At 65.1% G+C, this 26,164-nt stretch carries 22 protein-coding genes; 12 read left to right on the forward strand and 10 right to left on the reverse strand.

Going from position 1 to position 26,164, the window contains the following annotated elements; all coding sequences use genetic code 11:
* Nucleotides 1-47 precede the first annotated feature (47 nt).
* Nucleotides 48-6,386, reverse strand: coding sequence for a non-ribosomal peptide synthetase (locus IM733_RS09275; protein WP_248920588.1), 6,339 nt, complete (start codon nucleotides 6,384-6,386; stop codon nucleotides 48-50).
* Between the two features lie 426 nt (nucleotides 6,387-6,812).
* Between IM733_RS09275 and IM733_RS09280 the strand changes: the two genes are divergently transcribed.
* Together IM733_RS09280 and IM733_RS09285 are read left to right on the forward strand one after the other, a co-directional pair.
* Nucleotides 6,813-7,592 carry a helix-turn-helix transcriptional regulator gene (locus tag IM733_RS09280; RefSeq protein ID WP_248920589.1) on the forward strand — a complete coding sequence of 260 codons (780 nt, stop codon included), beginning with the start codon at nucleotides 6,813-6,815 and terminating at the stop codon, nucleotides 7,590-7,592.
* 16 nt (nucleotides 7,593-7,608) lie between these two features.
* Entirely contained in the window at nucleotides 7,609-9,039 is a 1,431-nt protein-coding gene (locus tag IM733_RS09285) for an efflux transporter outer membrane subunit (RefSeq protein ID WP_248920590.1), read from the forward strand.
* Here IM733_RS09285 and IM733_RS09290 read toward each other — a convergent pair.
* Nucleotides 9,009-9,761: an AraC family transcriptional regulator gene (locus IM733_RS09290; protein ID WP_248920591.1), complete on the reverse strand. Its 753-nt coding sequence runs from the start codon at nucleotides 9,759-9,761 to the stop codon at nucleotides 9,009-9,011. The two genes, IM733_RS09285 and IM733_RS09290, sit on opposite strands and share 31 nt — an antisense overlap.
* A 184-nt stretch (nucleotides 9,762-9,945) precedes the next feature.
* Between IM733_RS09290 and IM733_RS09295 the strand changes: the two genes are divergently transcribed.
* Both IM733_RS09295 and IM733_RS09300 read left to right on the forward strand, forming a co-directional pair.
* Entirely contained in the window at nucleotides 9,946-10,569 is a 624-nt protein-coding gene (locus tag IM733_RS09295; RefSeq protein WP_248920592.1) for a ferric reductase-like transmembrane domain-containing protein, read from the forward strand.
* A 15-nt stretch (nucleotides 10,570-10,584) separates the two neighbouring features.
* A complete protein-coding gene (locus tag IM733_RS09300; protein ID WP_248920593.1) occupies nucleotides 10,585-11,085 on the forward strand; it encodes an HvfX family Cu-binding RiPP maturation protein in 501 nt (166 codons plus the stop codon).
* A gap of 135 nt (nucleotides 11,086-11,220) precedes the next feature.
* Here the strand turns inward: IM733_RS09300 and IM733_RS09305 are convergent, their stop codons facing one another.
* The gene (locus IM733_RS09305) at nucleotides 11,221-11,835 is read right to left on the reverse strand and encodes a LysE family translocator (RefSeq protein WP_248920594.1); all 615 of its coding nucleotides are present in this window, start codon (nucleotides 11,833-11,835) and stop codon (nucleotides 11,221-11,223) included.
* A gap of 113 nt (nucleotides 11,836-11,948) precedes the next feature.
* Here IM733_RS09305 and IM733_RS09310 point away from each other — a divergent pair, with 113 nt between their 5' ends.
* Nucleotides 11,949-12,401, forward strand: coding sequence for an Lrp/AsnC family transcriptional regulator (locus IM733_RS09310; RefSeq protein WP_011534480.1), 453 nt, complete (start codon nucleotides 11,949-11,951; stop codon nucleotides 12,399-12,401).
* 334 nt (nucleotides 12,402-12,735) lie between these two features.
* A complete protein-coding gene (locus IM733_RS09315; RefSeq protein ID WP_248920595.1) occupies nucleotides 12,736-14,148 on the forward strand; it encodes a purine-cytosine permease family protein in 1,413 nt (470 codons plus the stop codon).
* 553 nt (nucleotides 14,149-14,701) lie between these two features.
* On the opposite strand, the gene IM733_RS09320 is transcribed toward IM733_RS09315, so the two are convergent.
* The 4 genes from IM733_RS09320 to IM733_RS09335 all read right to left on the reverse strand — a co-directional run bounded on the left by IM733_RS09320 (nucleotide 14,702) and on the right by IM733_RS09335 (nucleotide 19,056).
* The gene (locus tag IM733_RS09320; protein ID WP_248920596.1) at nucleotides 14,702-15,100 is read right to left on the reverse strand and encodes a hypothetical protein; all 399 of its coding nucleotides are present in this window, start codon (nucleotides 15,098-15,100) and stop codon (nucleotides 14,702-14,704) included.
* 313 nt (nucleotides 15,101-15,413) lie between these two features.
* Nucleotides 15,414-15,812: a hypothetical protein gene (locus IM733_RS09325; protein WP_248920597.1), complete on the reverse strand. Its 399-nt coding sequence runs from the start codon at nucleotides 15,810-15,812 to the stop codon at nucleotides 15,414-15,416.
* A 408-nt stretch (nucleotides 15,813-16,220) separates the two neighbouring features.
* A complete protein-coding gene (locus IM733_RS09330; protein WP_349292552.1) occupies nucleotides 16,221-17,615 on the reverse strand; it encodes a PAAR domain-containing protein in 1,395 nt (464 codons plus the stop codon).
* Nucleotides 17,616-17,826: 211 nt separating this feature from the next.
* Complete coding sequence (locus IM733_RS09335) at nucleotides 17,827-19,056, reverse strand: acyl-CoA dehydrogenase (protein ID WP_248920598.1); 1,230 nt, start codon at nucleotides 19,054-19,056, stop codon at nucleotides 17,827-17,829.
* A 141-nt stretch (nucleotides 19,057-19,197) separates the two neighbouring features.
* Between IM733_RS09335 and IM733_RS09340 the strand changes: the two genes are divergently transcribed.
* From IM733_RS09340 to IM733_RS09360, 5 genes are all read left to right on the forward strand, one after another.
* Nucleotides 19,198-20,127 (forward strand): LysR family transcriptional regulator, encoded by a 930-nt coding sequence (locus IM733_RS09340; RefSeq protein ID WP_248920599.1) that lies wholly within the window; start codon nucleotides 19,198-19,200, stop codon nucleotides 20,125-20,127.
* A gap of 123 nt (nucleotides 20,128-20,250) precedes the next feature.
* Nucleotides 20,251-20,559, forward strand: a complete 309-nt coding sequence (gene yecR, locus IM733_RS09345; protein WP_248920600.1) for a YecR family lipoprotein — start codon at nucleotides 20,251-20,253, stop codon at nucleotides 20,557-20,559.
* Between the two features lie 131 nt (nucleotides 20,560-20,690).
* Nucleotides 20,691-21,818, forward strand: coding sequence for a saccharopine dehydrogenase family protein (locus IM733_RS09350; protein ID WP_248920601.1), 1,128 nt, complete (start codon nucleotides 20,691-20,693; stop codon nucleotides 21,816-21,818).
* Nucleotide 21,819: 1 nt separating this feature from the next.
* The gene (locus tag IM733_RS09355) at nucleotides 21,820-22,299 is read left to right on the forward strand and encodes a DUF2269 family protein (protein ID WP_248920602.1); all 480 of its coding nucleotides are present in this window, start codon (nucleotides 21,820-21,822) and stop codon (nucleotides 22,297-22,299) included.
* A gap of 171 nt (nucleotides 22,300-22,470) precedes the next feature.
* A complete protein-coding gene (locus IM733_RS09360) occupies nucleotides 22,471-23,625 on the forward strand; it encodes a cysteine desulfurase family protein (RefSeq protein WP_248920603.1) in 1,155 nt (384 codons plus the stop codon).
* Between the two features lie 119 nt (nucleotides 23,626-23,744).
* Here IM733_RS09360 and IM733_RS09365 read toward each other — a convergent pair whose 3' ends face one another.
* The 3 genes from IM733_RS09365 to IM733_RS09375 all read right to left on the reverse strand — a co-directional run bounded on the left by IM733_RS09365 (nucleotide 23,745) and on the right by IM733_RS09375 (nucleotide 25,093).
* Nucleotides 23,745-23,942 (reverse strand): hypothetical protein, encoded by a 198-nt coding sequence (locus IM733_RS09365; protein WP_248920604.1) that lies wholly within the window; start codon nucleotides 23,940-23,942, stop codon nucleotides 23,745-23,747.
* Between the two features lie 21 nt (nucleotides 23,943-23,963).
* Nucleotides 23,964-24,107, reverse strand: a complete 144-nt coding sequence (locus IM733_RS09370) for a hypothetical protein (RefSeq protein ID WP_248920605.1) — start codon at nucleotides 24,105-24,107, stop codon at nucleotides 23,964-23,966.
* A 101-nt stretch (nucleotides 24,108-24,208) separates the two neighbouring features.
* Nucleotides 24,209-25,093 (reverse strand): LysR substrate-binding domain-containing protein, encoded by an 885-nt coding sequence (locus IM733_RS09375; RefSeq protein ID WP_248920606.1) that lies wholly within the window; start codon nucleotides 25,091-25,093, stop codon nucleotides 24,209-24,211.
* Between the two features lie 103 nt (nucleotides 25,094-25,196).
* Here IM733_RS09375 and IM733_RS09380 point away from each other — a divergent pair, with 103 nt between their 5' ends.
* Nucleotides 25,197-26,153: a DMT family transporter gene (locus tag IM733_RS09380; RefSeq protein WP_248920607.1), complete on the forward strand. Its 957-nt coding sequence runs from the start codon at nucleotides 25,197-25,199 to the stop codon at nucleotides 26,151-26,153.
* The last annotated feature ends 11 nt before the right edge of the window (nucleotides 26,154-26,164 follow it).

Consider the following 26,164-nt stretch of genomic DNA (forward strand, 5'->3'; position numbering starts at 1 on the left):
AATAGTCCCATCCTCGCCGCCGAAACCAGCCGGCCCATGCGCGCCACTCAGAGCCGGCGCCGCCCGCCCAGCCCGGGGATGGTGGTCTTGGGGATGAGCACCTGGGTGTCTTCCCGACGCGTATGCGCCGCCAACCCCGCCAACGTCGGCTGGCTGAACAGCATGCGTGCATCGGTGTGCAGCCCGGCCTGACGCATGCGCGCCACCAGGTTCACCGCCAGCAGCGAATGCCCGCCCAGCTCGAAGAAGTTGTCGTCGCGCCCCACTTGCTCGATCTTCAGCACCTCGGTCCAGATCTGCGCCAGGGCCTGCTCCAGATCGTCGCGCGGCGCCTGGTAGGTGCGGCTGATCACCGCCTCCGGCCCCGGTGTCGGCAGCGCCTGGCGATCGATCTTGCCGTTGGGGCTCAGCGGCAACTGTTCGAGGATGACATAGGCCGAAGGCACCATGTAGGCCGGCAAGCGCGCCAGCAGGTAGCTGCGAAGGGCCTCCAGCGCCGGCGCCGCATGGCCCTCCCGACAGGCGGCATAGGCCACCAGGCGTTCATCGCGGACCAGTGCCACCGCCTGGCCGAGGGCCGGGTGGGCGGCCAGCAGCGCTTCGATCTCGCCCAGCTCGATCCGCAAGCCATTGAGCTTGACCTGGAAGTCGTTGCGCCCGAGGAACTCCAGGTCACCGTTGGCTCGATAGCGCACCAGGTCGCCCGTGCGATACAGCCGGTCGCCTGCGACGAACGGGCTGGCAATGAAGCGCGCCGCTTGCAGCTCAGGCAAGCCCAGGTATCCCCTCGCAACACCGATACCACCGATATGCAACTCGCCGATGCACCCCAACGGTACCGGCCGGTCATGGGGGTCGAGCACGTACAACCGGGTGTTGCCGATCGGCCTGCCGATTGGCGGTGCCTGCTCCGGCAGTGGCTGGTGCGGCTCCAGCGTCCAGGCGGTACTGTCGACGGTGGCCTCGGTCGGGCCATAGACATTGTGCAGGCGTGCCTGGGGCAAGCGTTCGCGCAAGCGACGGACCAGGGCCAGGGTCAGCTCGCCGCCGCCGCAGAAGACATCGGTGAGGCTGGTGCAGCCCTCGACGTGCGGCGCTTCGAGGAACGCATGCAACAACGCAGGGACGAACTTCACCGTGGTCACCCGGCGCGCCTGGATCAGTTGCACAAGGTAGGCCGGATCACGGTGCCCGTCCGGGCGCGCCAGGACCAGGCGCAGCCCGGCGCAGAGAGGCCAGAACAGCTCCCAGACCGAGCCGTCGAAGCTGAACGGTGCCCGTTGCAACAAGGCGCCATCGGCCTGTGGCGGGCACAGTGTCGACCCCCAGTGCATCAGGTTGCACAGGCCTCGGTGCTCGACCATCACGCCTTTGGGCGTGCCGGTGGAGCCGGAGGTGTACATGACATAGGCCAGGTGCTCACCGCTCAGTTGCCCGACACCCGGGGCCTGCTCCGAATGAGCCTGCCAGTTGTCCTGGTCGAGGTCGACCAAGGTGGGCGAAGGCTCGAACAGGCCCCGGGTCGCACCGTGCACCAGCACCGCCAATGGCGCGCTATCCGCCAGCATGTAGCGCAGGCGTTCGTCGGGGTAGCCTGGGTCCAGCGGCACGTAGGCGCCGCCGGCCTTGAGCACGCCCAGCAGGGCGACGATCAGGTGCACGCCGCGCTCGATGCATACGGCCACCCGGCTGTCAGGCTTCACGCCCAGGCCAATCAGGTGATGCGCCAGACGGTTGGCCTGGGCGTCGAGCTCGCGGTAGCTTAACTGCGCCTCTTCGCTTTGCAGCGCCACGGCGTGCGGGGTTCGCCGCACCTGGGCGGCGAACAGGGCCGGCCAATGCACGTGCGCCGGATCAAGGGGCGTGGCGGTGGCGTTGAGCGTCGACAACAGCTGCTGGCGCTCATCCTCCGGCAACGTCGACAACGACGCCAGTGCCCGCCCAGGGTCGCTTTGCAGCGCCTCGGCCAACTGCCGCAAGGCACAGGCCACATGCCCGAGCACACGCTGCGCCCCTAACTCATGGGGCGCTCGCACATTGAGCTGGATGTCATCGCCCGCGTCGTCCACGGTGAGCACCAGGGCATGGCTGTGGACTTCACTGGCGTCCACCAGTGTCACCCCTGGCAGCTTGCGCGCATCCGGCGCCGGGCCGTGGCGGTAGTTGAGCAGGCAGTCGAACAACGCCACGCCAGCCGGCAGGCCGCTGCAACGCTGGGCCAGTACACGAGGCGCATCTTCATGGCCGAGCAAGGCGGCCAACTGCGCGTGGGTTGCCTGCAACGCGCCCCCAACGTCAAGCCCCTTCATCATCACCCGCACCGGCAGGCTGTTGACGAACATACCCAATGCCCGGTCAGCACCCTCGCCGGCCATCGTGCGGCCCAGCAGCACACTGCCGAACACCACCTCGTCACGCCCCCCCAGTGCCCCCAGCACCAAGGCCCAAGCCAGGTGGAAAAGGCTGCCCAACCCGACGTCGTGGGCGCGCCCCAAGCGCCGCAACGCCTTGGCCAGTGGTTCAGGCACGGCCATCGCGGCGCTTTCCAGTACCTGCGTGTCCAGCGCCTCACCCATCCCCGCCAGTTTCGCCGGTGCCTCCACACCCGCCAACAGCGCTTTGAAGAACCGCTCGTGCCCCGCCTGGCGCTCAGGGGCGCGGCTGACGGCCACATAGTTGCGATAGGCGACCGGCGCCCCCAGGGCATGGCCCTGGCCCGTCATCAAGGCTTCCAGTTCCGCCAGCAACACCTGCACCGACACCGCGTCGTTGACCAGGTGATGGAAGTGCAGCATGCCCAGCCAGCGCCCGTTGGCGCGATCCTCGACAGCGGCCAGGGCCAGCATCGGCGCCTGGCGTAGGTCCAGCGTGGTTTCACGCCCACGCAACAACGCGACGGCATCACCCTGGCCCGGCTCAAGCACCGTCAACGGCAACCGCGCCTGGCGCCACACCACTTGCTGTGGCTGCTCGAGCCCATCCCAGGCCAGGCTGGTGCGCAGGATGTCGTGACGCGCGATGACCTGTTCCAGCGCCTGGCTGAACGCCAGCAGCTCGGCGTGGCCGGTGAAGGCGAACAACGCGTGCTGCTGGTAGGGGTCGCGGGCGTCGGTGAAGTGGTGATAGAGCAGGCCTTCCTGCAAGGGCGCCAACGGGTAGATCTCCTGCACATTGGCAGCGCCCCCGGGGATCGCCGCGACAATGCGCTCGATATCGGCCTGACCAAGCTCGGCCAAGGCCAGCATGCCGGGCGTGATCCGCGCACAGTCCGTCGGCACGCGATTGCCCGGCACCGCCGCCACCGGCATGCCACTGACCGAGGCGGCCAGGCTGGCCAGGGTCGGCTGGCCGAACAGCACCTGCACATCGGCGTGCATCCCCGCCTGGCGCATGCGCTCGATCAACTGGACGGCCACCAGCGAATGGCCGCCCAGCTCGAAAAAGTGGTCCTGTCGCCCGACCTGTTCGACATGCAGCAGTTCGGCCCACAGGGCCGCCAGGCGTTGCTCGACATCGCCTTGCGGCGGTTCGTGGGCGCGGCGCAGCGCGGCGTGCACGTCCGGTGCCGGCAAGGCACGACGGTCAAGCTTGCCATTGGCGGTCAGGGGCCACACCGGCACCGCCATGTAGGCCGTCGGCAGCAGCGCGGTCGGCAGGCGACCACGCAAGTGCTCATGCAACTGAAGAGGCGCCACGTCCCGCTCGGCGATGTACCAGGCGACCAACTGGCCGTCACGCAGCAGCACCACACCTTCGCGCACCGCCTCGTGGGTCGCCAGTGCCGCCTCGATCTCGCCCAGTTCCACCCGCACGCCACGGATCTTCACCTGGTCATCGTTGCGCCCCAGGTACTCGAGGGTGCCATCGGCCAGCCAGCGCACCAGGTCGCCCGTGCGGTACAGCCGGGCGCCGGGGCGTTGGTCGAAGGGGTCGTCGATGAAGCGTTCGGCAGTCATTTCGGGGCGGTTCAGGTAGCCCCGGGCAACGCCCAGGCCACCGATGTACAGCTCGCCGGCAGCCCCGACAGGCAGCGGGCGGCGCCGCTCATCGAGCACATGCAACTGCGTGTTGGCGATCGGTCTGCCGATATGCAGCGCCCCGCCCGCCTGAACCTCGCCGGAAGTCGCCACCACGGTGGCCTCGGTGGGGCCATAGTTGTTGATCACCTGGTAGCCGCGCTCGCGGGCCAGCCGGCGCAGGCGATCACCACCGACCAGCAAGGTGCGCAGTGTCGGATGGGCCTGCCCCTGGGCGAAGGCATGCTCGGCCACCGGCGTGGGCAGGAAGCTCACCTGCAGCGGTTGCTCGCGCCACCAGCGCAGCAAGGCGTCGATGTCCTCGCCGCCTTCGCGCACGGGGGCCAAGTGCAGCGTCGCGCCGGCGCACAGGGCCGGCCAGACCTCCCAGGCCATGGCGTCGAATCCGAAACCCGCCAGGCTGGAGGCGTGGCTGCCGGCGTGCAGGTCGAAGGTGGCGCAATGCCAGTCGACCAGGTTGGCCAGCATGCGGTGCTCGACCATCACCCCCTTCGGTTGGCCGGTGGAGCCTGAGGTGTAGATCACGTACACCAGGTTATCCGCGGCCAGCCCCTGCACCTGGGGATTGGTGGCCGGCTCGGGCTCGCTGCCTGGAAGGTCGAGTTCGATGATCGGCAGCGTGTGCCCGGCAAAGCGCTCGCGCAGGCTGGGTTGGGTCAGCAGCACCTGGGGGGCGCAGTCCTGCAGCAGGTAGTCCAGCCGCTCGCGGGGGTGCGTCGGGTCGATGGGCACATAAGCCGCGCCGGCCTTGAGCACCGCCAACAAGCCCACCACGGTGTCCAGGCCACGACGCGCCGCCACCGCCACCCGCTGTTCCGGCTTGACGCCCAGCTCGATCAAGCGCCGCGTCAACGCATTGGCGCGCTGGTTCAACTGCCCGTAGCTCAGGCCATGGCCTTCCTGCAGGAGCGCCGTGGCGTGCGGGCGCAAGGCCGCCTGCGCCTCGATGCGCCGGTGGATCAATGGCTCGCCCTGGCCAGCGGTAGCGGTGGCATTCCATTTGCCTAGTTGCTCGCGCTCGCGGTCAATCAGCAGTTCAAACGCGTCGACCCGAAGTCGCGGCGTCTCCAGCCCCTGGTCCAACACCTTTAGCACCCGACCGGTCAGCGCCTCGACCTCGTCGGGCGCCAGCCAGCCCAGGTTGTGCACCAGGTGCAGCCAGGCCTTGCCATTGTGGCGGTTGCTGCGCAGGTAGATGGACAGCGGCGTTGGCTCGTGGCCGTTGCTGACCTTGACGGTATGGGTGGGCAAGGCACCGTAGAACAGGTCATTGCCCTCCTCCTCGTATGACACCGTCACCTCGAACAACTGCGCGCGCGCCTCGCGCGACAGGCCCAGGCCGCGATTAAGCTCGGTCATCGGCAAGCGCTGGTGGCGCAGGTCGCGCTTGAGGGTGCCGGCGATGGCCTGCACCAGGTCGGCAAACGCAAGCGTGCGGCCGAAGTCCATGCGCAACGCGCTGACCTGGGCGAACAACCCCAGCGTCGCCTTGTGCAAGGCAGTGCCCCGATTGCGCACGGGCAGGCCGACCACCCACTCGTCACGCTGGCCGCCGCAGCAGAAGCACACGTGCAACGCCGCCAGCAACACATGCAGGGGCGATGCCTGCAGCCGCGCGGCCAACTGCTGCATGCGCGCCAGCAGGTCAGGGTCGAAGCTGCGCTGCAGTGCCTGGCTGGGCGTAGCCGCCCGCACCGGGCCACGCTCGCGCGGGCGCAACAGCACATCCGGCAACTGCCGATACCGGTCGAGCCAGTAGTCGCCATCGCGCTGATGTCGCGGCGAAGCCTGGTAGGCCTGGTCTTGCTCGATGAATGCCACGTAGGACGGCGCCGTAGGTGGCAACGGCGCGCCTTGCTCCAGCAAGCCGTAGAATTGCCCCAGCTGATGGAAGAACTGCTCGAACCCCCAGCCGTCGAGGATCAGGTGATGGGCCTGGGCCGCAAGCAGGTGTCGTCGCCCGCCCAGGCTAATCAAGGCGACACGCAGCAGCGGGCCATCGCCCAGGCTGAATGGCTGCTGCAATTGTTGCTGGATCAGGGCATGGGCCGCGCCAGTTGGATCGGGCTGGCCGGTCAGGTCGTGCTCGGCCAGCGCGACGTGCAGGCCCGTCACGAAGCGCTGGCGTGGCAAGCCGTCATCGCTTGGCGTGGACACCAGCACGGTGCGTAGCGCGTCATGCACGGCCACCAGGTGAGTCAGGGCCCGCTGCAAGCGCTCGCGGTCGACCGCGCCATCCAGTTCGACATAACCACCGATGTTATAGAGCGGCGAGTCACCGTGGCCGAGCTGGTCCAGCCAGATGTCGCGCTGCGCGCAGGTCAAGGGGAAAGTGTCGGCGGCGAACATGGGCTTGGATCGTCCTTGGAACAGAGTGATTGCGCGGATTCAAACACCCCCCTATCCCCCTGTATGGCCCCCGAAACCCGGACATCGACGGCGGAAAAACGCTCAGCCGGAGTGCGCTGAATTTCCTGTAGGACATTGACTACACCCCTATAACGCCCCTGACCTACTCGTCACTCCTGCTGCCGCGAACGGAAGCAAAATGGCTGCTTTCTGATGCCAATCACCTGACAAGCTGACACGCCAGACAAAAACCGCCTCTCCCAAGGCCCAGTATTTCAGTCGGGTTAGCTGGCATTTTCTGTCCCCGGTTTCCACTACAGACGCGCATTCGGCGGCTGCGATTCAATAGCCCCCACTCCCGAAACACAGAGAGGACTCGGTCGCAAGACCCGCCCGCCGCGACACCCGATCAAGGAAGACAACACCATGAAGCTGACTGACAGCCTCGAACACCGTCATGACCCGCACCTGTACCTGCAACTGGGTGAACTGATTGCCAGCACCGGCGATGAGCATTTCGCCGAACAGATGCTCCTGCTGGTCAGCAACCAGGTGCCAATCCATCGGCTCGACCTCAGCGAATGGACCCTCGAGAACGACCCGGCCAGCATCAGCCGGATCAAGGTGCTGGGCAGCGCCGGCCTGCACCATGACCTGCCTATCCAGGAACACCTGCGTCATCCACTGCTGCAGAGCATCCTGTGCATGCAGGACCCGCTGCTGATCCAGATCAACGCCCAGGCCAGTGCCCGGCACCCCCGGCGCAACGCCCACCAGTGCAACTTGGTGTCCTGCAATGGCGACCGCCGCTGGGTCATCTGCTTCCAGCGCCTGCCGAGCCAGCGCGGCTTTTCCCTGAGCGAACTGTCGTTGCTCAAGAGCCTGTCGGACACCTTGCTGCCACTGGTCGAGCACCACGCGCACCTGCTCCAGCAAGCCTGCCTGCGTCGGCCCAGTGTGGAGGCGCCGGATGAAGCCAGCTCTTTGCGTCATGTATTCGGCGAGCGCCTGAACCAGGAGGCGGTCCGCCTGTCCACGCGCGAGCAGGAAGTCTGCATCGGCCTGCTGACCGGTGGCACCGTGCCGCAGATGGCCCAGCGCCTGAATGTGAAGAACAGTTCCGTGGAAACCTACCTCAAGCGCGCCACGGCCAAACTGGGGGTCAGCGGCCGCCACGGCCTGGCCCGCTGGATGGCAGGTGCCTGACCCCAGGAAGCCCTGCATGCCCCGATTGCTCCTGCCCCTGCTGGCCACCGTGTTGGCCGGCTGCACCCTCACCCCGGACTACCAGCGCCCAAGCTCGCCCAGCGCCGACCACTACCCCAGTGGTGTCGCCTACCGCGGGGGGCCGCCAGCCTCGACGCTGCCGCGGGAATGGCAGGCCGTGTTCCATGACCCGGTACTGCGCCAATTGCTCGACACCGCCATGGCCAACAACCGCGACCTGCGGGTGGCCACACTCAACGTCGAAGGCTACCGCGCCCAGTACCGCATCCAGCGCGCCGAGCTACTGCCCAAGGTCGCCGCCAACGCCCAAGGCCAGCGCCAATACCTACCTCGCAGCAGGACCGGGAGCCAAGGCATGATCAGCAGCCAGCAGTCGGCGACGCTGGGCATCAGCGCCTACGAGCTGGACCTGTTCGGCCGCTTGCGCAGCCTCAGCGCCCAAGCGCTGCTGACCTACCTGGCCAGCGACGAGGGCCGGCGCAGCGCCGAGCTCAGCCTGGTCACCAGCGTGGCCAGCGCCTACCTGAGCTGGCGCGCCGACCAGGAGCTGCTGGCGCTGTCCACCCAGACGCTGCAAGCCGACGAACAGAGCCTGCGCCTCACTCAACGCCAACGCCGCACCGGCACCCTCTCGGCCCTCGACGCGATCCAGGCCACCACCCGCGTCGACAGCTCCCGCGCCGCCGTGGCCCGCTACACCCGCCTGGCCGCCCAGGACCTGAACCAGCTCAACCGCCTGGTCGGTGCCGAGGTCAGCGCCAGCCTGCCGGCGCTGCCCCTGGCAGACGATCAGATCGCCCGGGTACCGGCAGGGCTGCCGGCAGACCTGCTGCAACGTCGCCCGGACATCCGTGAGGCGGAGTACCAGTTGCGGGCTGCCAACGCCAATATCGGCGCGGCGCGCGCGGCGTTCTTCCCCAGCATCACTCTCACCGCCAACGCCGGCACCAGCAGCCGCCAGCTGGCCGACCTGTTCGACGCCGGCTCCGGCACCTGGCTGTTCCAGCCGCAGATCAACCTGCCGTTGTTCAATGCCGGCAGCCTGCGCGCCAGCCTCGACTACGCCAAGGTGCAGAAGAACATCCAGGTGGCGCGCTATGAAAAGTCGATCCAGAGCGCCTTCCAGGAGGTCGCCGATGGCCTGGCCGCCCGCGCCACCTTTCAACGCCAACTGCAGGCCCAGCGCGACCTGGTGGCGGCCAGCCAGCGCTACCACGACCTGGCCGAGCATCGCTACCGCACCGGCATCGACAGCAGCCTGACCTTCCTCGACGCCCAGCGTTCGCTGTTCAACGCCCAGGAGGGCCTGATCAACGATCGCCTGGCGCAGTTGCTGGCAGAGGTGAAGCTGTTCGCCGCCCTGGGTGGCGGCTGGGAGCAAACGCCTGGGCTGGCCTACCAGCGCTCGCCGGCCCGGCCGAAGTAGACCGAGGGCGACACCCCCAGCGTGCGGCGGAACATGGCGCTGAACGCGCTGGGGCTGTCGTAGCCCAGGTCCAGCGCCACCGCCAGCACCGAACGCCCGGCCGCCAGGGCATCGAGGCTGGCCAGCAGGCGCATGCGCCGCAGCCACTGCACCAGGCTCAGCCCCGTTTCGCGCTGGAACGCGCGGGTCAGGGTGCGTGGGTTGAGCCCGCAGTGGGCGGCGGCACGGGCCAGGCTCCAGTCCTCTTCCGGTGCCTGGCGCAGGGCCTCGCTCAGGGCTTGCAACACGGCCGAGCGAGGGCTGGGCACATGCAGGGCGAACACCGGCAACACACGGATCTCGTCGAGGATCAACTGCAGGATCCGCGCGTCACGGCCCTGGGGCGCAGGCTCGGGGGCGATGTCCATGGCGCGGATGATCAGCTCGCGCAACAACGGCGAAATCTCGATCACCTGGCACTGGCCAGGTAGATCCGGGCGCGCACCAGGGTCGATGAACAAGGTGCGCATGCGCACCACACCGGACATCCGCAACTCATGCTCGGTGGCCGCCGGCACCCATACCCCGCGCCCGGGCGGCACCACCCAACTGCCCTCGCGGGCATTGACCGTGACCACGCCGCTGATGGCATGGATCAGCTGCGCACGGTCGTGGCAGTGCGGGGCGATGTGCTCGCCGTGACGGTAGTTCTCGGCGAGGGGCAGGATGAGCGGGCGGGTCACCGGTGCGGTCCACTGGAATCGAACGGGTAATACTGGCGCAGCGCGCCGGCCTGGGCAACGCCCGCCTACACAGCGATACATAAACCCGGTCTGCTCGACACACTGCCGATACCCGCCCCCCACACACTCCCCGCCACTGGAACACGAAGGCTGCCTGCCCTCGCCACACACCGGGGACCCTCTGATGAAAGCCCTGCCCTCTGGCTGGAAGCTGTTCGCCGCCCTCGCGGCCCTGACCCTGCTGCTGACCGCCACGGTGCTGCTCGCCCACCCGCAGGGGGCCGAAGGCCTGCGCAGCGGCATCCGCGCCACCGCCCGCAGCTCGTTCGTGTTGTTCCTGCTGACCTTCCTGGCCTCGTCGCTGGCCGTGCTGCTGCCCGGCGCCGCAAGCCGGCGCCTGCTGCGCGAGCGCCGCTACCTGGGCCTGGCCTTCGCCTTCTCACACACGGTGCACGGGGTGCTGATCTACCTGTACGCCCGGCAGTACCCCGAGCTGTTCTGGGCGGGACGCACGGCATTGGCCAACCTCCCCGGCTCACTGGGCTACCTGTTCATCCTGTTGCTGGCCCTCACCTCGTTCAAGGCCCCCACGCGCCTGCTTGGCCCACGCCTGTGGAAAGGCCTGCATGCCACCGGGTCGTGGGTGCTGGCCGGGATGTTCTGCCTGACGTTCTACACACGAATCCCGATGGGGGGCTGGTACCCACTGGCCTTCGCCCTGATGTTCGCCGCCATCGCCCTCAAGCTGGTCGCCAAGCAGGTGATTCGCCTGCGCCGCGCCACACCGTCACTGTCACTGTCCCATTGATCCCAGGAGCCGCTCATGCCGACCGCTACCCTCATTCGCCCGTTCACCGTCCTCGACCGCTTTGGCAACTGGGGCGCCGATTTGCCGCTGCGACTGTTCCTGGCCTGGGAGTTCTTCGAATCGGGGCTGGAGAAATTCAACGGCACGAACTGGTTCGCCGACCTGCAGGCCAGCTTCCCCTTCCCCTTCAACCTGCTGCCAGCCGAGTTGAACTGGCAGTTGTCGATGTGGGCCGAGCTGATCTGCCCATTGCTGTTGCTGCTGGGGCTTGGCACGCGCCTGGCCGCCACGGTACTGATGGCGGTGACAGTGGTGGCGATCGCCGCTGTGCACTGGCCGGCCGAATGGTCGGGCCTGGCGGAGTTGGCGCAGGGCTATGCAATCACCGACCAGGGGCATGGCAACTACAAGCTGCCGCTGATCTACCTGGTGGCGTTGTTGCCGTTGCTGTTGAAAGGCGCTGGGCGGTTGAGCCTGGACCAGTGGCTGTGGCGGGCTTCAGGTGCCAGAGGGTAGCTTGCAGCGCGCTTGAGATCGAGCGCCGCGCGGGCGGCGCTTGGCCTCACCGGCGCTGCAAGGGTAGCGCCGGGCAGAGGGGGGCCCTGACGTGGTCACGCCCCCTGCGCCCAAAGCCCCTGAAAGGGATGCACCTCAACGCAATTGCCCGACCACCAACCCCAGCGCAATCGCGATCATCACCCCCCCCGACAACCGCCCCACCACCCGCGCCGCCGCCGGCCGGGTGCGCAGCACCGCCTTGGCGCCATACCCGACCATCAGGTAGATCACCAGCGAGCTGCACAGGTGCACCAGCCCCAGCAGCAGGATCTGCGCCGGCACCGGCCAGCTCGACTGCGGGTCGGTGAACTGCGGCAGCAGCGCCAGGAACAACAGGAACACCTTGGGGTTCATCCCGCTCACGCAGAAGCCCTTGAACGCCCAGCGTGACCCGGAGTCGCCCGCCCCATCCTCACCCGCCTGGGGCACCGACGGGCTGAGCAGCAGGTTGCCGCCCAGCCACAGCAAGTAGGTGCAGCCGGCCAGCGTCAGCAGGGTCAACGCCAGCGGGTGCCCGGCGATCAGGCTGCCGACCCCGGCCGCCACCACCAGGGTCGCGAGGAAGTGCCCCGACAACATCCCCACCACCGCCGGCAGCACCCAACGCCCGCGCATGCCGGCAGAGATGGCATAGGCCCAGTCCGCGCCGGGGCTGATCACGAACAGGAACGACACGGCCCAGAACGCCGCCAATACACTCATGGCCACTTGGAATCTTCCTTTCACACAGGTTTCGTTGAAAGAAAGATTACGGATATCGTACGGGAATTTTCTTTCGTATATTCCCCACATCACCCTGAAACCTGGAAGATTCTTCCTCCATGGACCGAACTGATCGAAAAATCCTTGCCGAGCTGCAAAAAGATGGGCGCCTGTCGGTGACCGAACTGGCTGAACGCGTGGGCTTGAGCCTGTCGCCCTGCCATCGTCGGCTCAAAGCGCTGGAAGAGTCCGGCGCGATCCTCGGTTACCACGCGCGCCTGGCCCCCGCCGCCCTGGGCCTAAACTTCGCCGCCCTGGTATTCGTGACCCTGCGCGAAGTCACCCGCCAGCCGGTGGCGGACTTCGAGGCGGCGGTGAGCGAGATCCCGCAGATCGTCGAGGCGCAGCGGCTGTTCGGCGACCCAGACTACCTGCTGCATGTGGTGGCCAAGGACCTGCCAGCGTTCCAGAAGCTCTATGACGAGCAATTGACCAGCATTCCCAATGTGAAGCGGCTGAGCTCGACGCTGGTGATGAAAGAGGTGATCCAGGACCGGTTGTTGCCAATGTAGCGCGCAGTGCCTGGTTCGCCGGCAAGCCGGCTCCTACGGGTACAACGCAAGTCTCGGTAGGCGCCGGCTTGCCGGCGAATGGGCCGGGCCGGGCATGACGTTCTTGTGCCCCAGTAATGCTCACTGCGCCCCCCGCAACCACCTGTCACCGTCCTCGCCGCCATCCCCCGCTCAATCTCCCGCCAGCCTTAGGTTTTTTAAGGCCGATGAGCACAAATTTACTAATTTCCCCTTCCCCGCCCGCCCCCCATCATCGCGCCAACAAGAACGCGTCGCCCTTTGCCGGCACGCCCCCGGGCACCCGCGGTTGCCCCTCCTTGCCTTGGAGTCAGTCATGACCAGTGCAGCCAATTCGGCACCCCTCATCGAGAAACACACGATCGGCTACGTGCCGCCGCAAGACCGCCATGGAAAGGTAAGGGATCTGTTCACACTGTGGTTCGGCGGCAACATCGCGCCGTTGCCCATCGTCACCGGCGCGCTAGGCGTGCAGCTGTTCCACCTGAACCTGGTCTGGGGGGTGATCGCGATCCTGGTCGGGCACCTGCTCGGTGGCGTGCTGATGGCGCTGCACTCGGCCCAGGGCCCGCAGATGGGCATCCCGCAGATGATCCAGAGCCGCGCCCAGTTCGGCTCGCTCGGCGCGCTGCTGGTGGTGGTGATCGCCGGGGTGATGTACATCGGCTTCTTCGCCTCCAACATCGTCCTGGCCGGCAAGTCGCTGCACGGGGTGGTCGACGCCGTGCCGGTGTCGGTGGGCATCGTCGTCGGCGCCCTGGGCTCGGGCATCATCGGCATCATCGGCTACCGCTTCATCCACGTGCTCAACCGCATCGGCACCTGGGTGCTGGGCATCGGTATCGTGGTCGGCTTCGGCTACATCTTCAGCCACGTGCAGAGCGACGACTTCCTCACCCGTGGCGGCTTCAACCTGGCCGGCTGGCTGGCCACCGTATCGCTGGCGGCGCTGTGGCAGATCGCCTTCGCGCCCTATGTGTCAGATTACTCGCGCTACCTGCCGGCCGACGTGAAAGTCTCCTCGACCTTCTGGACCACCTACCTGGGCTCGGCCCTGGGTTCGAGCCTGTCGTTCATCTTCGGTGCCGTCGCGGTGCTGGCGATCCCAGCCGGCGTGGACACCATGGACGCGGTCAAGCTGGCCACCGGCACCCTTGGCCCGGTCATGCTGGTGCTGTTCCTGCTCAGCGTGATCAGCCACAACGCCCTCAACCTGTACGGCGCGGTGCTGTCGATCATCACCCTGGTGCAGACCTTCGCCTACCGCTGGATCCCCACCGCCAAGAGCCGCGCCGTGCTGTCGCTGATCGTCCTGGCCGCGTGTTGCGTGGTGGCGGTATTCGCCTCGGCGGATTTCATCGGCCACTTCGTCGACATGGTGCTGGTGCTGCTGGTGGTGCTGGTGCCGTGGACGGCGATCAACCTGATCGACTTCTATGTCATCCATAAAGGCGACTACGACATCCAGTCGATCTTCAAGGTCGATGGCGGCATCTACGGGCGCTACAACCCACAGGCGCTGATCGCCTACGCGGTGGGCATCGCGGTGCAGATCCCGTTCATGAACACGCCGCTGTATGTCGGGCCGGTATCCGCACATATCAATGGCGCCGACCTGTCGTGGCTGGTGGGGCTGGCGATCACCTCACCGCTGTATTGGTGGCTGGCCAGCCGGGACAGCGCTTATCGCCGTCGGCAGGTGAGCGCCAAGCTGGCGGCTGGGGTCTGATGTCGCCCCGATGACCCGAAACTGAAAGACCCGCTACCACGGGTCTTTCACTGACACATGTTGGGAAATCAAGACTTTGTGACTTTCACGAATGAAGTCAGAAGAAACAGAGCCCCCAAGCCGACAAGTAAGCAGTAACTGCTTAGCTGCATGCTGCGCCGTAAGAAACTCGGAAACTCATCACTATCTTCAAGACTCAACCAGCCGCGACGAAGCCCTAGGGATGGCCATATAAAAGCAAGACTCATGGCGTTCACGATGAGCATGCGCGACCTCAGTCTCGTTGTCCCCCAAAGGAGGATCTCATCTTCAAGGCCGCTACTCCGACCAAATGCACGACACATGACATTGAATTGACGCGAGCATGCAATGTAGGCATTTATGAGGATCCCAACAATCAACAACAGAAAGGGGACGATCAGCAACACTAACCTTAAACCAACAGACCATTCACTTAGATCAATCATATGCAGCCTCACAAACCAGTTAGCACCACCATTCTCCTGATTCAGTCCTCACTCGTTCCATCGAATGATCCTCTCCAACGGGGATATCAAGCACGCCTAAACTCGACTAAAAGTGCAACGAAAGCCATCCAGGCGAGAGCTATAAGCATGCAATACATACCTAACTTCATGCGCTTTCTCAAGTAGGTCGGAAGATCATGAATATCCTGCGGATTCAGCCACCCCTGACGAATACCTAGTCTTGGCCAAACCATCCCCGCCGTCATGGCGCTCACCGTCATCAGTCGAAACTTTAGCGTCAGCGCCCCGCCATTTTTCAGCTCCTCACGAAGACCTTCGCTTCGCTGCAGCGCGTCGCACATCACCTTGAAATGTCGCGAACCTGCGATATTCAGCTCAATTGCAAGCCCGACCAGTCCAACACCGAAAGGAGCGAGTAGTAACACTATTCTTAGTTTCACAGGCCACCAACTCAAGTCAATCATAAGCAGCCTCGCACAACAATTCGCCTGCCCTTCCCCCGAGCTTCACCTCCCCGAAGGAACATGCCCCGATCGCTGCAATCTCACAGTTAAATCCGCACGGCAAGCCTCATGAAACCTATTTTTAAGGTGTCGAAAAATGGTAAGTCCATCAGTCTGATCGTGCGAACGTCAACAACCCAGCAGCAAGCACCAACCACAAAAAACCGACAAGAGACAACCATGCGGAAATCACCATCAGTCGCCGAAGACTCTTAGGAAACCGCTCCCAGGTAAGAACCAGTCACACGCTGGCGCTGTGGCCATCAGACATGCATCATGCACGTTTGAACTCAACAAAAATCACAATAAACGATATCCAGCCCATACCAATAGCCATAAAGCACATGGCGATTTTCATACGCCTTTTTAGATAATCCGGAAGTTCTCGATAGTCCTGCGGATCCAAATCACCTTGTCGTATTGATTGCGCCGGCCACAACAGAGCACCTGTCATCGCACTAACCGTCATCGCTCGGAATTTCAAAGTATAGGCACCCCCTCGCCCAAGTTCCTCACGCAGACATTTACTTCGCCGAAGTGCTGCGCACAACACATCAAAGTGGTGCGAGATAGCAATATGCATATGAATCGCCAAGCCCGAGAACATGATAAAAAATGGAACCAGCATTGAAGCAATTTTTAGATCTATCGGCCAATCACTCAGATCAATCACAAACGCACCCACAGCTTTTATTAGCGAGCCACATCAACAAAAAGCACAATAAATACCGACCAACTCAAGGCAATAAAAATACAATAAGCTGCAACCTTCATACGCTTCTTGAGATAGTCCGGAAACTCACGATAATCCTCCGCATTCAGACTACCTCTTCGAATTGCTAAAGCCGGCCACAACAGCTCACCCGTCATAGCACTAACCGTCATAGATCGAAACTTCAAAGTATAGCCTCCCCCTCTCTTCAGCTCCTCACGTAGACATTGACTCCGCTGAAGTGCCGCGCACATGACATCGAATTGTTTCGAGGAAGCCATATGCGTAATTATCACAACACTGACAAGCAAATTCGCAAACGGAAACAATAGTATCGCAATCCTCAAGCCTGCCGACCAATGGCTCAAGTCAATCATAGACAGCCTCGTAAATTACCTCTCCAACTTTCTCTCCGACTTGTCCAAAAACAGTACTACTCACAAAGGAGCCTGTTCCGACCATCGCGATTCCACAGACGGCTTTCCCCAAGGGGCCCAAAAAGCAAACGTATTTACTTGCCATTTGTCCGCCCCAGGCTCCCACGGCTCCTCCACCAAGGGCTCCTGTAAAGCTGCCAGATTCAGTAAGCCTGACCTTTTTACACTCCTCGGTTTCCCCCGCGCGGCAAGCCTCATAGATCTTCATATACGACGATGTCGCCCCTATCCCCACCGCCACATGCCCCCCATACTTCAAGTACTTCGCCATCTTCGCCACTTCATCCAAATGCGTCGCATACCCCGGTATCGCCCCCGGCGCGCCAGCCTTGGACCAGTGGTGCACCAGGCTTTTCGTGGAGATCCCCAACCCCTTGCGCAGACTTTCATGCCTGCCCAGGTCCAGGTACTTGCCGAGAAACGCGCTGCGCAACTGCGCATTCAACTGTTCATACAACACCTTGCGCTCAGCGAAGAATTGCGGGCTGTTCAAATGCCGGTGCAAGGCGAATTCCCGCTGGTGCAGCCGCTCGATCCCCTTGAGCGTGTCCCCCACCTGCCCTATCCCCCGCGCCAGCATGTCCTTGCCTACGCCCATGGACAGACTGGCGCCGCTGAGCACCCCGGCGACTTCACCGATGTGTTGCATCATGAAGTCGGCCTCTTCCTCGCTGAGGATTGCCAGCGACTCACGGGCGCTGCGCGCCGCAGCCATCAAATCGGCCTCTTCGCGGGTGCAGGCGAAACTGTTGTCGGCGGCACCGAGCACGAAGAGCTCGCCGGCCTTGAAGCCTTGGTCGAAGGTGGGGTTGAGCCGGCGCACCAGCGACATGGGCAGGGTGCCCTGCATCGTGGCCAGTTGTTGCAGCACCTGCTCGCCGGTCATGCTGCGCGGCACGATGTAGAACCCAGGTTGCAGTACGGAGGGCGGCGCAGAAGCGGCGTGGGTGACGGGCATGGGCGGTTCGACAACGCCACGCGGGACAGCCCGGGAATCGCCGGATACCGGCGTCGACGCCCCGCGCGCCAGGCTGGGCATCTCGCCCAGCAGGGCTATCAGGCGATTGCTGCCCAGCGGGCAACCACAGCGCACGCGCGCGCCGTCGACGACGGTGGGCACGCCGTCCTGCAGGAAGCGAGGGTCACCATCGATAAGTGTGCCCACCAGGCCGCAGCGTGGGCAGGGCGTGGTCGAGTCGCCCTCGAGCAACCAGCCGCCCCCGTTCACATTGCCCGCCGCCCGTTTGCCGATGCAGGTGGCGCCCGTGGTGGTACGGTCGCCATCGAGGCCTTGTGCCTTGCCGAAGATAACGATGCGCAGATTCATCGGCGGGCTCCCGATGCGCTGCGCCTGAAGCTATTCCTTGCCATGCGGCGTTTCCTTGTGCGCGGAAAACGCCGAACGCTAGCAGCTCAACGGTGGCGCTGGAGCCAGCGGAAGCAACCAAGGAAACGTCCTACATCAAAGGCGGCGCATTCGCACTTTCACCCCCGATACTGAACAACAAAAAACCCGCCAAAGCGGGTTTTCTGCCAGATCAATGACTGCTACGCAGCATCTCCTTCGGCACGTACTTGCCAATCTCGTACTTGCCGATCGCCGCCCGGTGCACCTCGTCCGGCCCATCGGCCAGGCGCAGGGTGCGCTGCATGGCATACATGTACGCCAAGGGGAAATCACCGCTGACCCCCGCCCCGCCATGCATCTGGATGGCCCGGTCGATCACCTTCAGCGCGACATTCGGCGCCACCACCTTGATCTGGGCGATCTCGCTGCGCGCCACCTTGTTGCCGACGGTGTCCATCATGTACGCGGCCTTGAGGGTCAGCAGCCGGGCCATGTCGATCTCCATACGCGAGTCGGCGATCTTATCGACGTTGCCGCCCAGGCGTGCCAGCGGCCGGCCGAAGGCGGTGCGCTCCACCGAACGCTTGCACATCAACTCCAGGGCGCGCTCGGCCATGCCGATCGAGCGCATGCAGTGGTGGATGCGGCCTGGGCCCAGACGGCCCTGGGCAATCTCGAAGCCACGGCCCTCGCCGAGGATCACGTTCTCATAAGGCACGCGCACGTTCTCGAACAGCACCTCGGCATGGCCATGGGGCGCGTCGTCATAGCCGAACACCGGTAGCGGGCGGACGATCTTCACCCCCGGCGCGTCGGTGGGCACCAGGATCATCGAGTGCTGCTGGTGACGCTGGCCATCCGGGTTGGACAGGCCCATGAAAATCATCACCTTGCAGCGCGGGTCACAGGCGCCGGAGGTCCACCACTTGCGGCCGTTGATCACCCATTCGTCACCGTCGCGCACGGCGGTGGCGGCCATGTTGGTAGCGTCCGACGAGGCCACGTCCGGCTCGGTCATGGCGAACGCCGAGCGGATCTCGCCGCGTAGCAGCGGCTCGAGCCACTGGCACTTCTGCGCCTCGCTGCCGTAGCGCACCAGCACTTCCATGTTGCCCGTGTCCGGCGCCGAGCAGTTGAATGGCTCCGGGCCCAGCAGCGAGCGGCCCATGATCTCGGCCAGCGGCGCGTATTCAAGGTTGGTCAGCCCCGCGCCATACTCCGATTCCGGCAGGAACAGGTTCCACAGCCCCTCGGCGCGTGCCTTGGCCTTGAGCGCCTCCATGATTGCCGTGGGCTGCCAGCGGTCGCCCTCGGCGACCTGGCGCTCGAACACCGGCTCGGCCGGGTAGACGTATGCATCCATGAAAGCGCTGACGCGTTCACGCAGTGCCTGGACCTTGGGCGAATAGGCGAAATCCATCGGGGGCTACCTTCCATCAATGAAGAACATGGGCCTGAGCCTAGAACAGTCGCCCGTCATCCACCTAGTCTATTTTCTACGTGTATAAACATTCATAACCGATATATGATCGGCCGATAACTCCAACAAAGAGCGGCGCCCATGAACCTCAGCAAGGTCGACCTCAACCTGTTCATCGTCTTCGACGCCATCTACACCGAAGCCAACCTGACCCGCGCCGGGCAGATCGTCGGCATCACCCAGCCGGCGGTGTCCAACGCCCTGTCGCGCCTGCGCGAGACCTTCAACGACCCGCTGTTCGTGCGCACCGCCCAGGGCATGGTGCCCACGCCCATGGCGCAGAACATCATCGGCCCGGTGCGCAATGCGCTGACGCTGCTGCGCACCTCGGTGCAGGAAAGCCGCATCTTCACCCCACAGCAGGCCAGCAAGACCTTCCGCATCAGCATGACCGACCTCACCGAGGCGGTGATCCTGCCACCGCTGTTCCAGCGCCTGCGCCGGCTGGCGCCCGCGCTGGTGATCGAGAGCTTTTTATGCAAGCGCCGCGAGACCACCAAGGAGCTGGCCGCCGGGCGCCTGGACTTCGCCGTGGACGCGCCGCTGAACACCGACCCACAGGTGCGCCACGTCAAGCTCATGCAGGACCGCTACGTCTGCGCCATGCGCCCGGGCCATCCGTTGGCCGAGCATAAGCTGACCCTGGACACTTACCTGGGCATGACCCACATCCACATCTCCAGCCGCCGCAACGGCCTGGGCTATGTCGACCTGGCCCTGGGCAAGATGGGCGTGCAGCGCCGCGTTGCCCTGCGCTCGCAGCACTACCTGATGGCCTCGCAGGTGCTGCAGCAGACCGACATGGTGATGACCGTGCCCGAGCGCTTCGCCCGCCGCCACCAACTGCGCCACCAGCCGCTGCCGGTGGAGGTACCGCCGCTGGAAACCCACCTTTACTGGCACGAAAGCACCGACCAGGACCCGGCCAACCGCTGGATGCGCGAGCAGATCATCGAGTTGTGCGAGCGGGTGGTGGTGCAGGACGAGCAAGCAGCACTGGAAAGCGCCTGAACACCTAGTACACCCGTACTATCGGCCAGCGTCCTGCACCGTGCTACCGTCGACGGCGTTCTCCCTCACGTGAAACAAGGCCCGGTGCCCTGGCGCCCGGGCCCTGCAAAGGACCCTGCCGACATGAAGACAACCTTCGCCACCCTCACCCTCGCCGCACTGCTCCTCAGCGGTTGCGCCACCCCCAAGCAGTGGGAAGCCACTGGCGGCAGCAAGAACGATGGCCTGGTGCAGGTCTCCTACGAACAAGGCCAGTTCGAAAGCGGCCAGAGCGACGCGGCCCAGGGCCTGCAGGTCGCCACTGCGCGCTGCAAGACCTGGGGTTACCGAAACGCGGAAATCACCGGCAGCGAAAAGAGCATCTGCCGCACCATGGGCCAGTTCAACTGCCTGCAAACCACGGTCACCCAGGACTACCTCTGCCAGAAATGACCCCTTCCCCATCGCGGGGGCCGGCTGCATGGGCTCCCGCACCTTGCCCCGCTTGCATTGCCATGGCCTTTCGGTAACCCTTGCGCCGCCCTGAAACGGGCTTTTCGGATTCACGGCACAAGGAACGGAACATGGCCCTCAGGATTCTGGTGATCGGCGCCTACGGCAACTTCGGTCGAATCATCAGCCAGCACTTGAACCAGATGCCGCACGTGCAACTGGTCATCGCCGGTCGCAATGCCGCTGCGCTGGAACGGCTCGAACAGGCACTGGCCGGCCCCGGCGTCTCGCTGCGGGATTCCTGGTGCGGTGACGCCATGGCCTCCGGCTTCGCCGATGCCCTGCGCCAGTTGGCGATCGACTGGGTGATCCACACCGGCGGCCCGTTCCAGGGCCAGCCGTACAGCGTTGCCGAAGCCTGCATCGCGGCCGGTGCCAACTACTGCGACCTGGCTGACTGCCGGGCGTTCGTCAATGGCATCGCGCGCCTCGATGCCCAGGCGCGCCAAGCCGGTGTCGCGGTGCTCAGCGGTTGCAGCTCGGTGCCAAGCCTGTCCTCGGCGATTCTCGATGAACAACGCCAACACTTCAGCCGCATCGACGTGATCGAACATGGCATTTCCTCGTCGGCGAAGATGCCTGGGCTGTCCACCATCGAAGGCGTGCTCGCCTATGCCGGGCGGCCGATCCGCCAATGGCGCGATGGCCAACCCTGCAATGTCGATGGCTGGCTGGGGTTGCAGGTGCGTCACCTGCCGGGGCTGGGCTGGCGCCTGCTGAACAACGTCGATGTGCCGGACATGGATATTTTCGCCAGCCGCTACGGAGCCCGCACCCTGGCGTTCAAGGCCGGCTCCGGGCTGGTGCTAGGCGGCCTGGCCAACGCGGCGCTGGCGCTGCTGGTCAAGTACCGGCTGGTACGCGACCCGCTGCCCTGGGCGCGGCGCCTGCACCGGCTGGGTGGGCGCTTCGAGCGCTGGGGCGATGGCAAGAGCGCCATGTACCTGGATGTGCGTGGCGCCGACACCGACGGCCAGCCGCTGCGCATGCGGGCCCAGGTCAGCGCCCTCGACGACAAGGGCCCGCAGATCCCCAGCTGCGCTTCGGTGGCGCTGATGGCCAAGGTGGTCGAGGGTTATGTACCCGCCCCCGGTGCGCGCCCCTGCGTCGGCGAGATCAGTGTCGAAGCATACCTCGCCGCCATCGGCGCGCCGGACCAGGTGCGCTTCAGCGTCGGCTTCCAGCACGGGCGCCACTGACATGGACTACCTGCTGCTCAAGTACCTGCATGTGATCGCCGCCGTATTCCTGTTCGGCTTCGGCATGGGCTCCTACCTGTACCTGATTGCCGCCCACCGCACCGGCGATGCGCGGATCATCGCGGCCGTGGCGCGAATGGTGGTGCGCTTCGATGCCTGGATCACCACGCCGGCCGGGGTCCTGCAATTGCTGACCGGTGTCGGCATGGCCGGGCTGGCGGGCATGGACTGGAGCGCCGCTTGGCTGCGTGCCGCCTTGCTGATCTTCTTCGCAGTCGGGGCGCTGTGGTTGCCGGTGCTGTTGTTGCAAACACGCATGCAGGCACTGGCTGCCGAGGCGGCGGCAACGGGTAGCGCGCTGGGCGGCACCTACCAGCGACTGTACCGTTACTGGATGTGGATGGGGGTTGCCGGCTTTACCGGGATGTTCCTGATGGTGCTGGTGATGGTCTACAAGCAGGCGCCCTGGGAATGGTTCTGATGCCCGGCGAAGCGCAAGGGAAAAAAATCCTACAAAATTGGCAGGATAAGAAAAATTGATCTCCAAATGCGCAGGCAACGATCAAAATGGAAAAACCTTCCTCCAGGGGTGCACGTAGGATTTCCCCCATGGCCGCCGATTGTCGGCGCCCCTGCACGGACACGCCCGATCATGCCCTCCGCCCCGCTGTATTTCGACTACGCCGCCACCACCCCAGTAGATGACCGGGTCATCGAAGCCATGATGGCCTGCCTTGGCCGTGAAGCGAATTTCGGCAACCCGGCGTCCAGTGGCCACGCCCATGGCAAGGCCGCCCGCGAGGCCGTCGAGCAGGCCCGCCGCCAGGTAGCCGAACAGGTAGGTGCGCAACCCGACGAACTGGTGTGGACCTCCGGCGCCACCGAATCCAACAACCTCGCCCTCAAGGGCATCGCCCAGGGTTTTGATCAACCCGGCCACCTGATCACCAGCCAGCTTGAACACAAGGCCGTGCTTGACACCGCCGCCGAACTGGAACGCCTGGGCTGGGCGGTGACCCGCCTGGCGCCGGACGCCCAGGGCCTGATCCAGCCAGCGGCCGTGCAGGCTGCGCTGCGCACGGACACCCGCCTGGTGTCGTTGATGGCGGTGAACAATGAACTGGGCACGGTCACCGATTTCGCCGGCATCGGTATGCAGGTGCGCGAGCACGGCGCGCTGCTGCATGTGGATGCCGCCCAGGCGGTCGGCAAGGTAGTGATCGACCTCGCCCGGCAGCCGGTGGACCTGATGTCGTTCTCGGCGCACAAAGCCTATGGCCCCAAGGGCATCGGCGCCCTCTACGTCGGGCCCCGCGCCCGCCCCGTGCTGCGTGCGCAGATGCACGGCGGCGGCCATGAGCGCGGGCTGCGCTCCGGCACCCTGGCCACCCACCAGATCGTCGGCATGGGCAGCGCCTTTGCCCTGGCCGGCCAGCCGGGTGACAGCGAGCACGCACGTATCGAGCACTTGAGCGCCAGGCTGCGCGATGGTCTGCTGGGCTTGCCAGGCGTGCGCCTCAACGGCTGTCCGGCGCAACGCATCGCCCACACCCTGAACCTGTGCATCGACGCGAAAGGCTTCAACAGCAATGCGCTGGCCGGCGAGCTGGCACTGTCGACCACGTCGGCGTGCAACTCGGCCGCCAACAGCGCCTCCCATGTGCTGCTGGCCCTGGGGCTCAGCGAAGCGCAGGCGCGCAACAGCGTGCGGCTGAGCATCGGGCGCTACACCAGCGAGCAGGACGTGGACAAGGCCGTCGAAGTGTTCAGCCGGGTGATTGCGGCGGGCTCGGTTGCCTTGTGGTAATGAAAACCATCGAACTGATACAAGCGCCGTAGGAGCGGCTTCAGCCGCGATCACCCGCAAGCGGGTGCCATGCACCGCGTTGCCCGCATCGCGGCAAAAGCCGCTCCTACAGGAACACCTCAGAACCGGATGATCGGCCCCTCGATGTCGTTGGGCGGGGGCACCTCGGGGTACCGTGGCAGGTGCGGCGGCGGAACGTCCGGCTTCGGGTATACCGGCGGCATCACCGGCATGATGGTTGCGTCATGGCCGCCGGCTACCCGCTCCAGTTCCTCGTGAGCAAGCACACGCAACATGCGCGAATGGTCAATCGACATGGGTATCGCTCCTTTGCTGAGTCAGTAACCGGCCTGCGAACCGAACAGTTCTTCGGGCCATTCGGGGAACTGCGGCGGCGGGTCGCCCGGGCGCTGGCCGCCTCCGGCAACCGCCTCGATCTGCCCTTCATCCAGTTCCTGCAGTGCTTCTTCAACCTCGATCATCGTGAACGCTCCTTGTTGGGAAAGCGTGTCGATTATCGGCCGGTTGCCATGGCTTGGCCCTAGGGCTGGTGTACTAGATGCACATTGCCATCAGCCTGCGGTCATTGCCCCGACAGAAAACTCACCAACTGCCGCCCATGCGAGCTCAGCGTCTCCCAGCCACGAAAGCAGATGCGCAGCTCAAGGGTCGCCCAGCGCTCCTCCAACGCCACCGGACACACCGCCAGCTCCTGTTGAGCGCGCAGCGCCGCAGTTTCCGGCAGCATGGCGATGCCCGCATGCTGGGCCACCAACTGCGCGATGGCTTCGAAGCTCGGCGCGCGCACCCGCACTTTCAGCGGCATGGCCAGGTTCATCGCCAGCTCTTCGACGAAGCGCTGCATGGCCCGCTCGGGCGGCAGGCAGACGAAGGGATAACCCAGGGCATCACCGAGGCGCAGTTGGCCACGGCCGGCCAAGGGGTGATCGACGGGCACCAGCAACACCAGGCGCTCGGTACGAAACGGCAGCGAGACCACGCCATCGTTGACCAGGTTGCCGTCGTACACGCCGATCTCGCACTCCCCACCCAGCACCACCCGCAACACATCGACGCTCTTGTGCTCGACCAATTGCAGGTCGACCTCCGGATAATCCGCCAGGAACGGCCCCAGCACCGCCGGCAGCAACGTGCTGTTGGTCACGGTCGAGGCGGCCACATGCAGGGTGATGCGCCGAAGGCCGGCCAGTTCGCGCAGGGTGTCCTGCAGTTTCCGCGCCTCGCCCAGCACCCCACGCGCCGCTTCCAGCACCAGCCGACCGGCCGGGGTGAGCTGCATGCCATCGGCCTTGCGGATGAACAGGGTCAGCCCGCTGCGTTCCTCGAACAGGCGCAGGCGGGTGCTGGCTGCCGACACCGCCACCGGGAAGGTTGCCGCTGCCTTGCTCAGGCTGCCGCTGCTGGCAATGGCGGCGATCAGGCGCAAATCCGTCAGGTCGAAGTGCATGAGGGCTTCTCCAAATCAGAACGCCATCTTCAAGAAAAAGCGATTCTAGCGCGACGACCTTCTATCCAGAATAAGCCACAACCTCACCTCTTTCGGATTCGCCATGACCCGCCTGCCCGCCCCGCTCCAACGCGCCCTCGCCAACGGCAGCCTCTATGCCGTGCTCGCGGCCCTGGGTTTCAGCTTCAAGGCTATCTTCGTCAAACTCGCCTACGCCGCCGGGCCCGTGGACGCCATCAGCCTGCTGGCCCTGCGCATGGCCCTGTCGTTGCCAATGTTCGCCTGGCTGGTGTGGTCCAGCCGTGGCCAGGGCGACACGCCGTTGACCCTGGGCGATGGCCTGCGCGTGGCCCTGCTCGGGCTGTTCGGCTATTACCTGGCGAGCCTGTTCGACTTCTATGGGTTGCAGTCCATCAGCGCCGGCCTGGAGCGGCTGATCCTGTTCACCTACCCGACCCTGGTGCTGCTGATCCAGGCTGTCGCCCAACGCGAACGCCCCACCCCGCGCACGCTGGCGGCCATGGGCCTGTGCTACCTGGGGCTGGGTATCGCCTTTACCCACGACATTGGCAGCTCCGGTGCTGGCAGCCAGGTGATCGTCGGTTCGCTGTGGGTGTTTGCCAGTGCGGTGACCTACGCGCTGTACTACTCGGGCACCGGGGCGATGCTCAAGCGCATGGGCTCGATGCGCCTGGCCGGGTTGTGCGGCACGGCGTCGTCGCTGATGGTCCTGGCCCATTACCTGTTGGTCGCGGACGTCGCGCCGCTGTTGCAACTGCCGAGTGCGGTGTGGCTGTACGCGGCATTGATGGCGCTGCTCTCCACGGTGCTGCCAATCTACTGGGTAGCCCTGGCGATCCAACGCCTGGGGCCGACCCACACGGCAGCGGTGGGCAACCTCGGGCCGGTGCTGACGGTGCTGGCGTCGTGGGCGATCCTCAACGAAGAGATTTCGCTGTACCAGGTGGCCGGTCTGGCGTTGGTGCTGTTCGGGGTGTCGCAGTTGAAGCCGGCGAAGCAAGCACAGCCCCCCGAGCCGGCCAAAGGCGCCACCGTCTAGAATTGCCATCG

Source organism: Pseudomonas entomophila (genome assembly GCF_023277925.1).
In the GTDB taxonomy this organism is placed as follows: Bacteria; Pseudomonadota; Gammaproteobacteria; order Pseudomonadales; family Pseudomonadaceae; genus Aquipseudomonas; species Aquipseudomonas entomophila_D.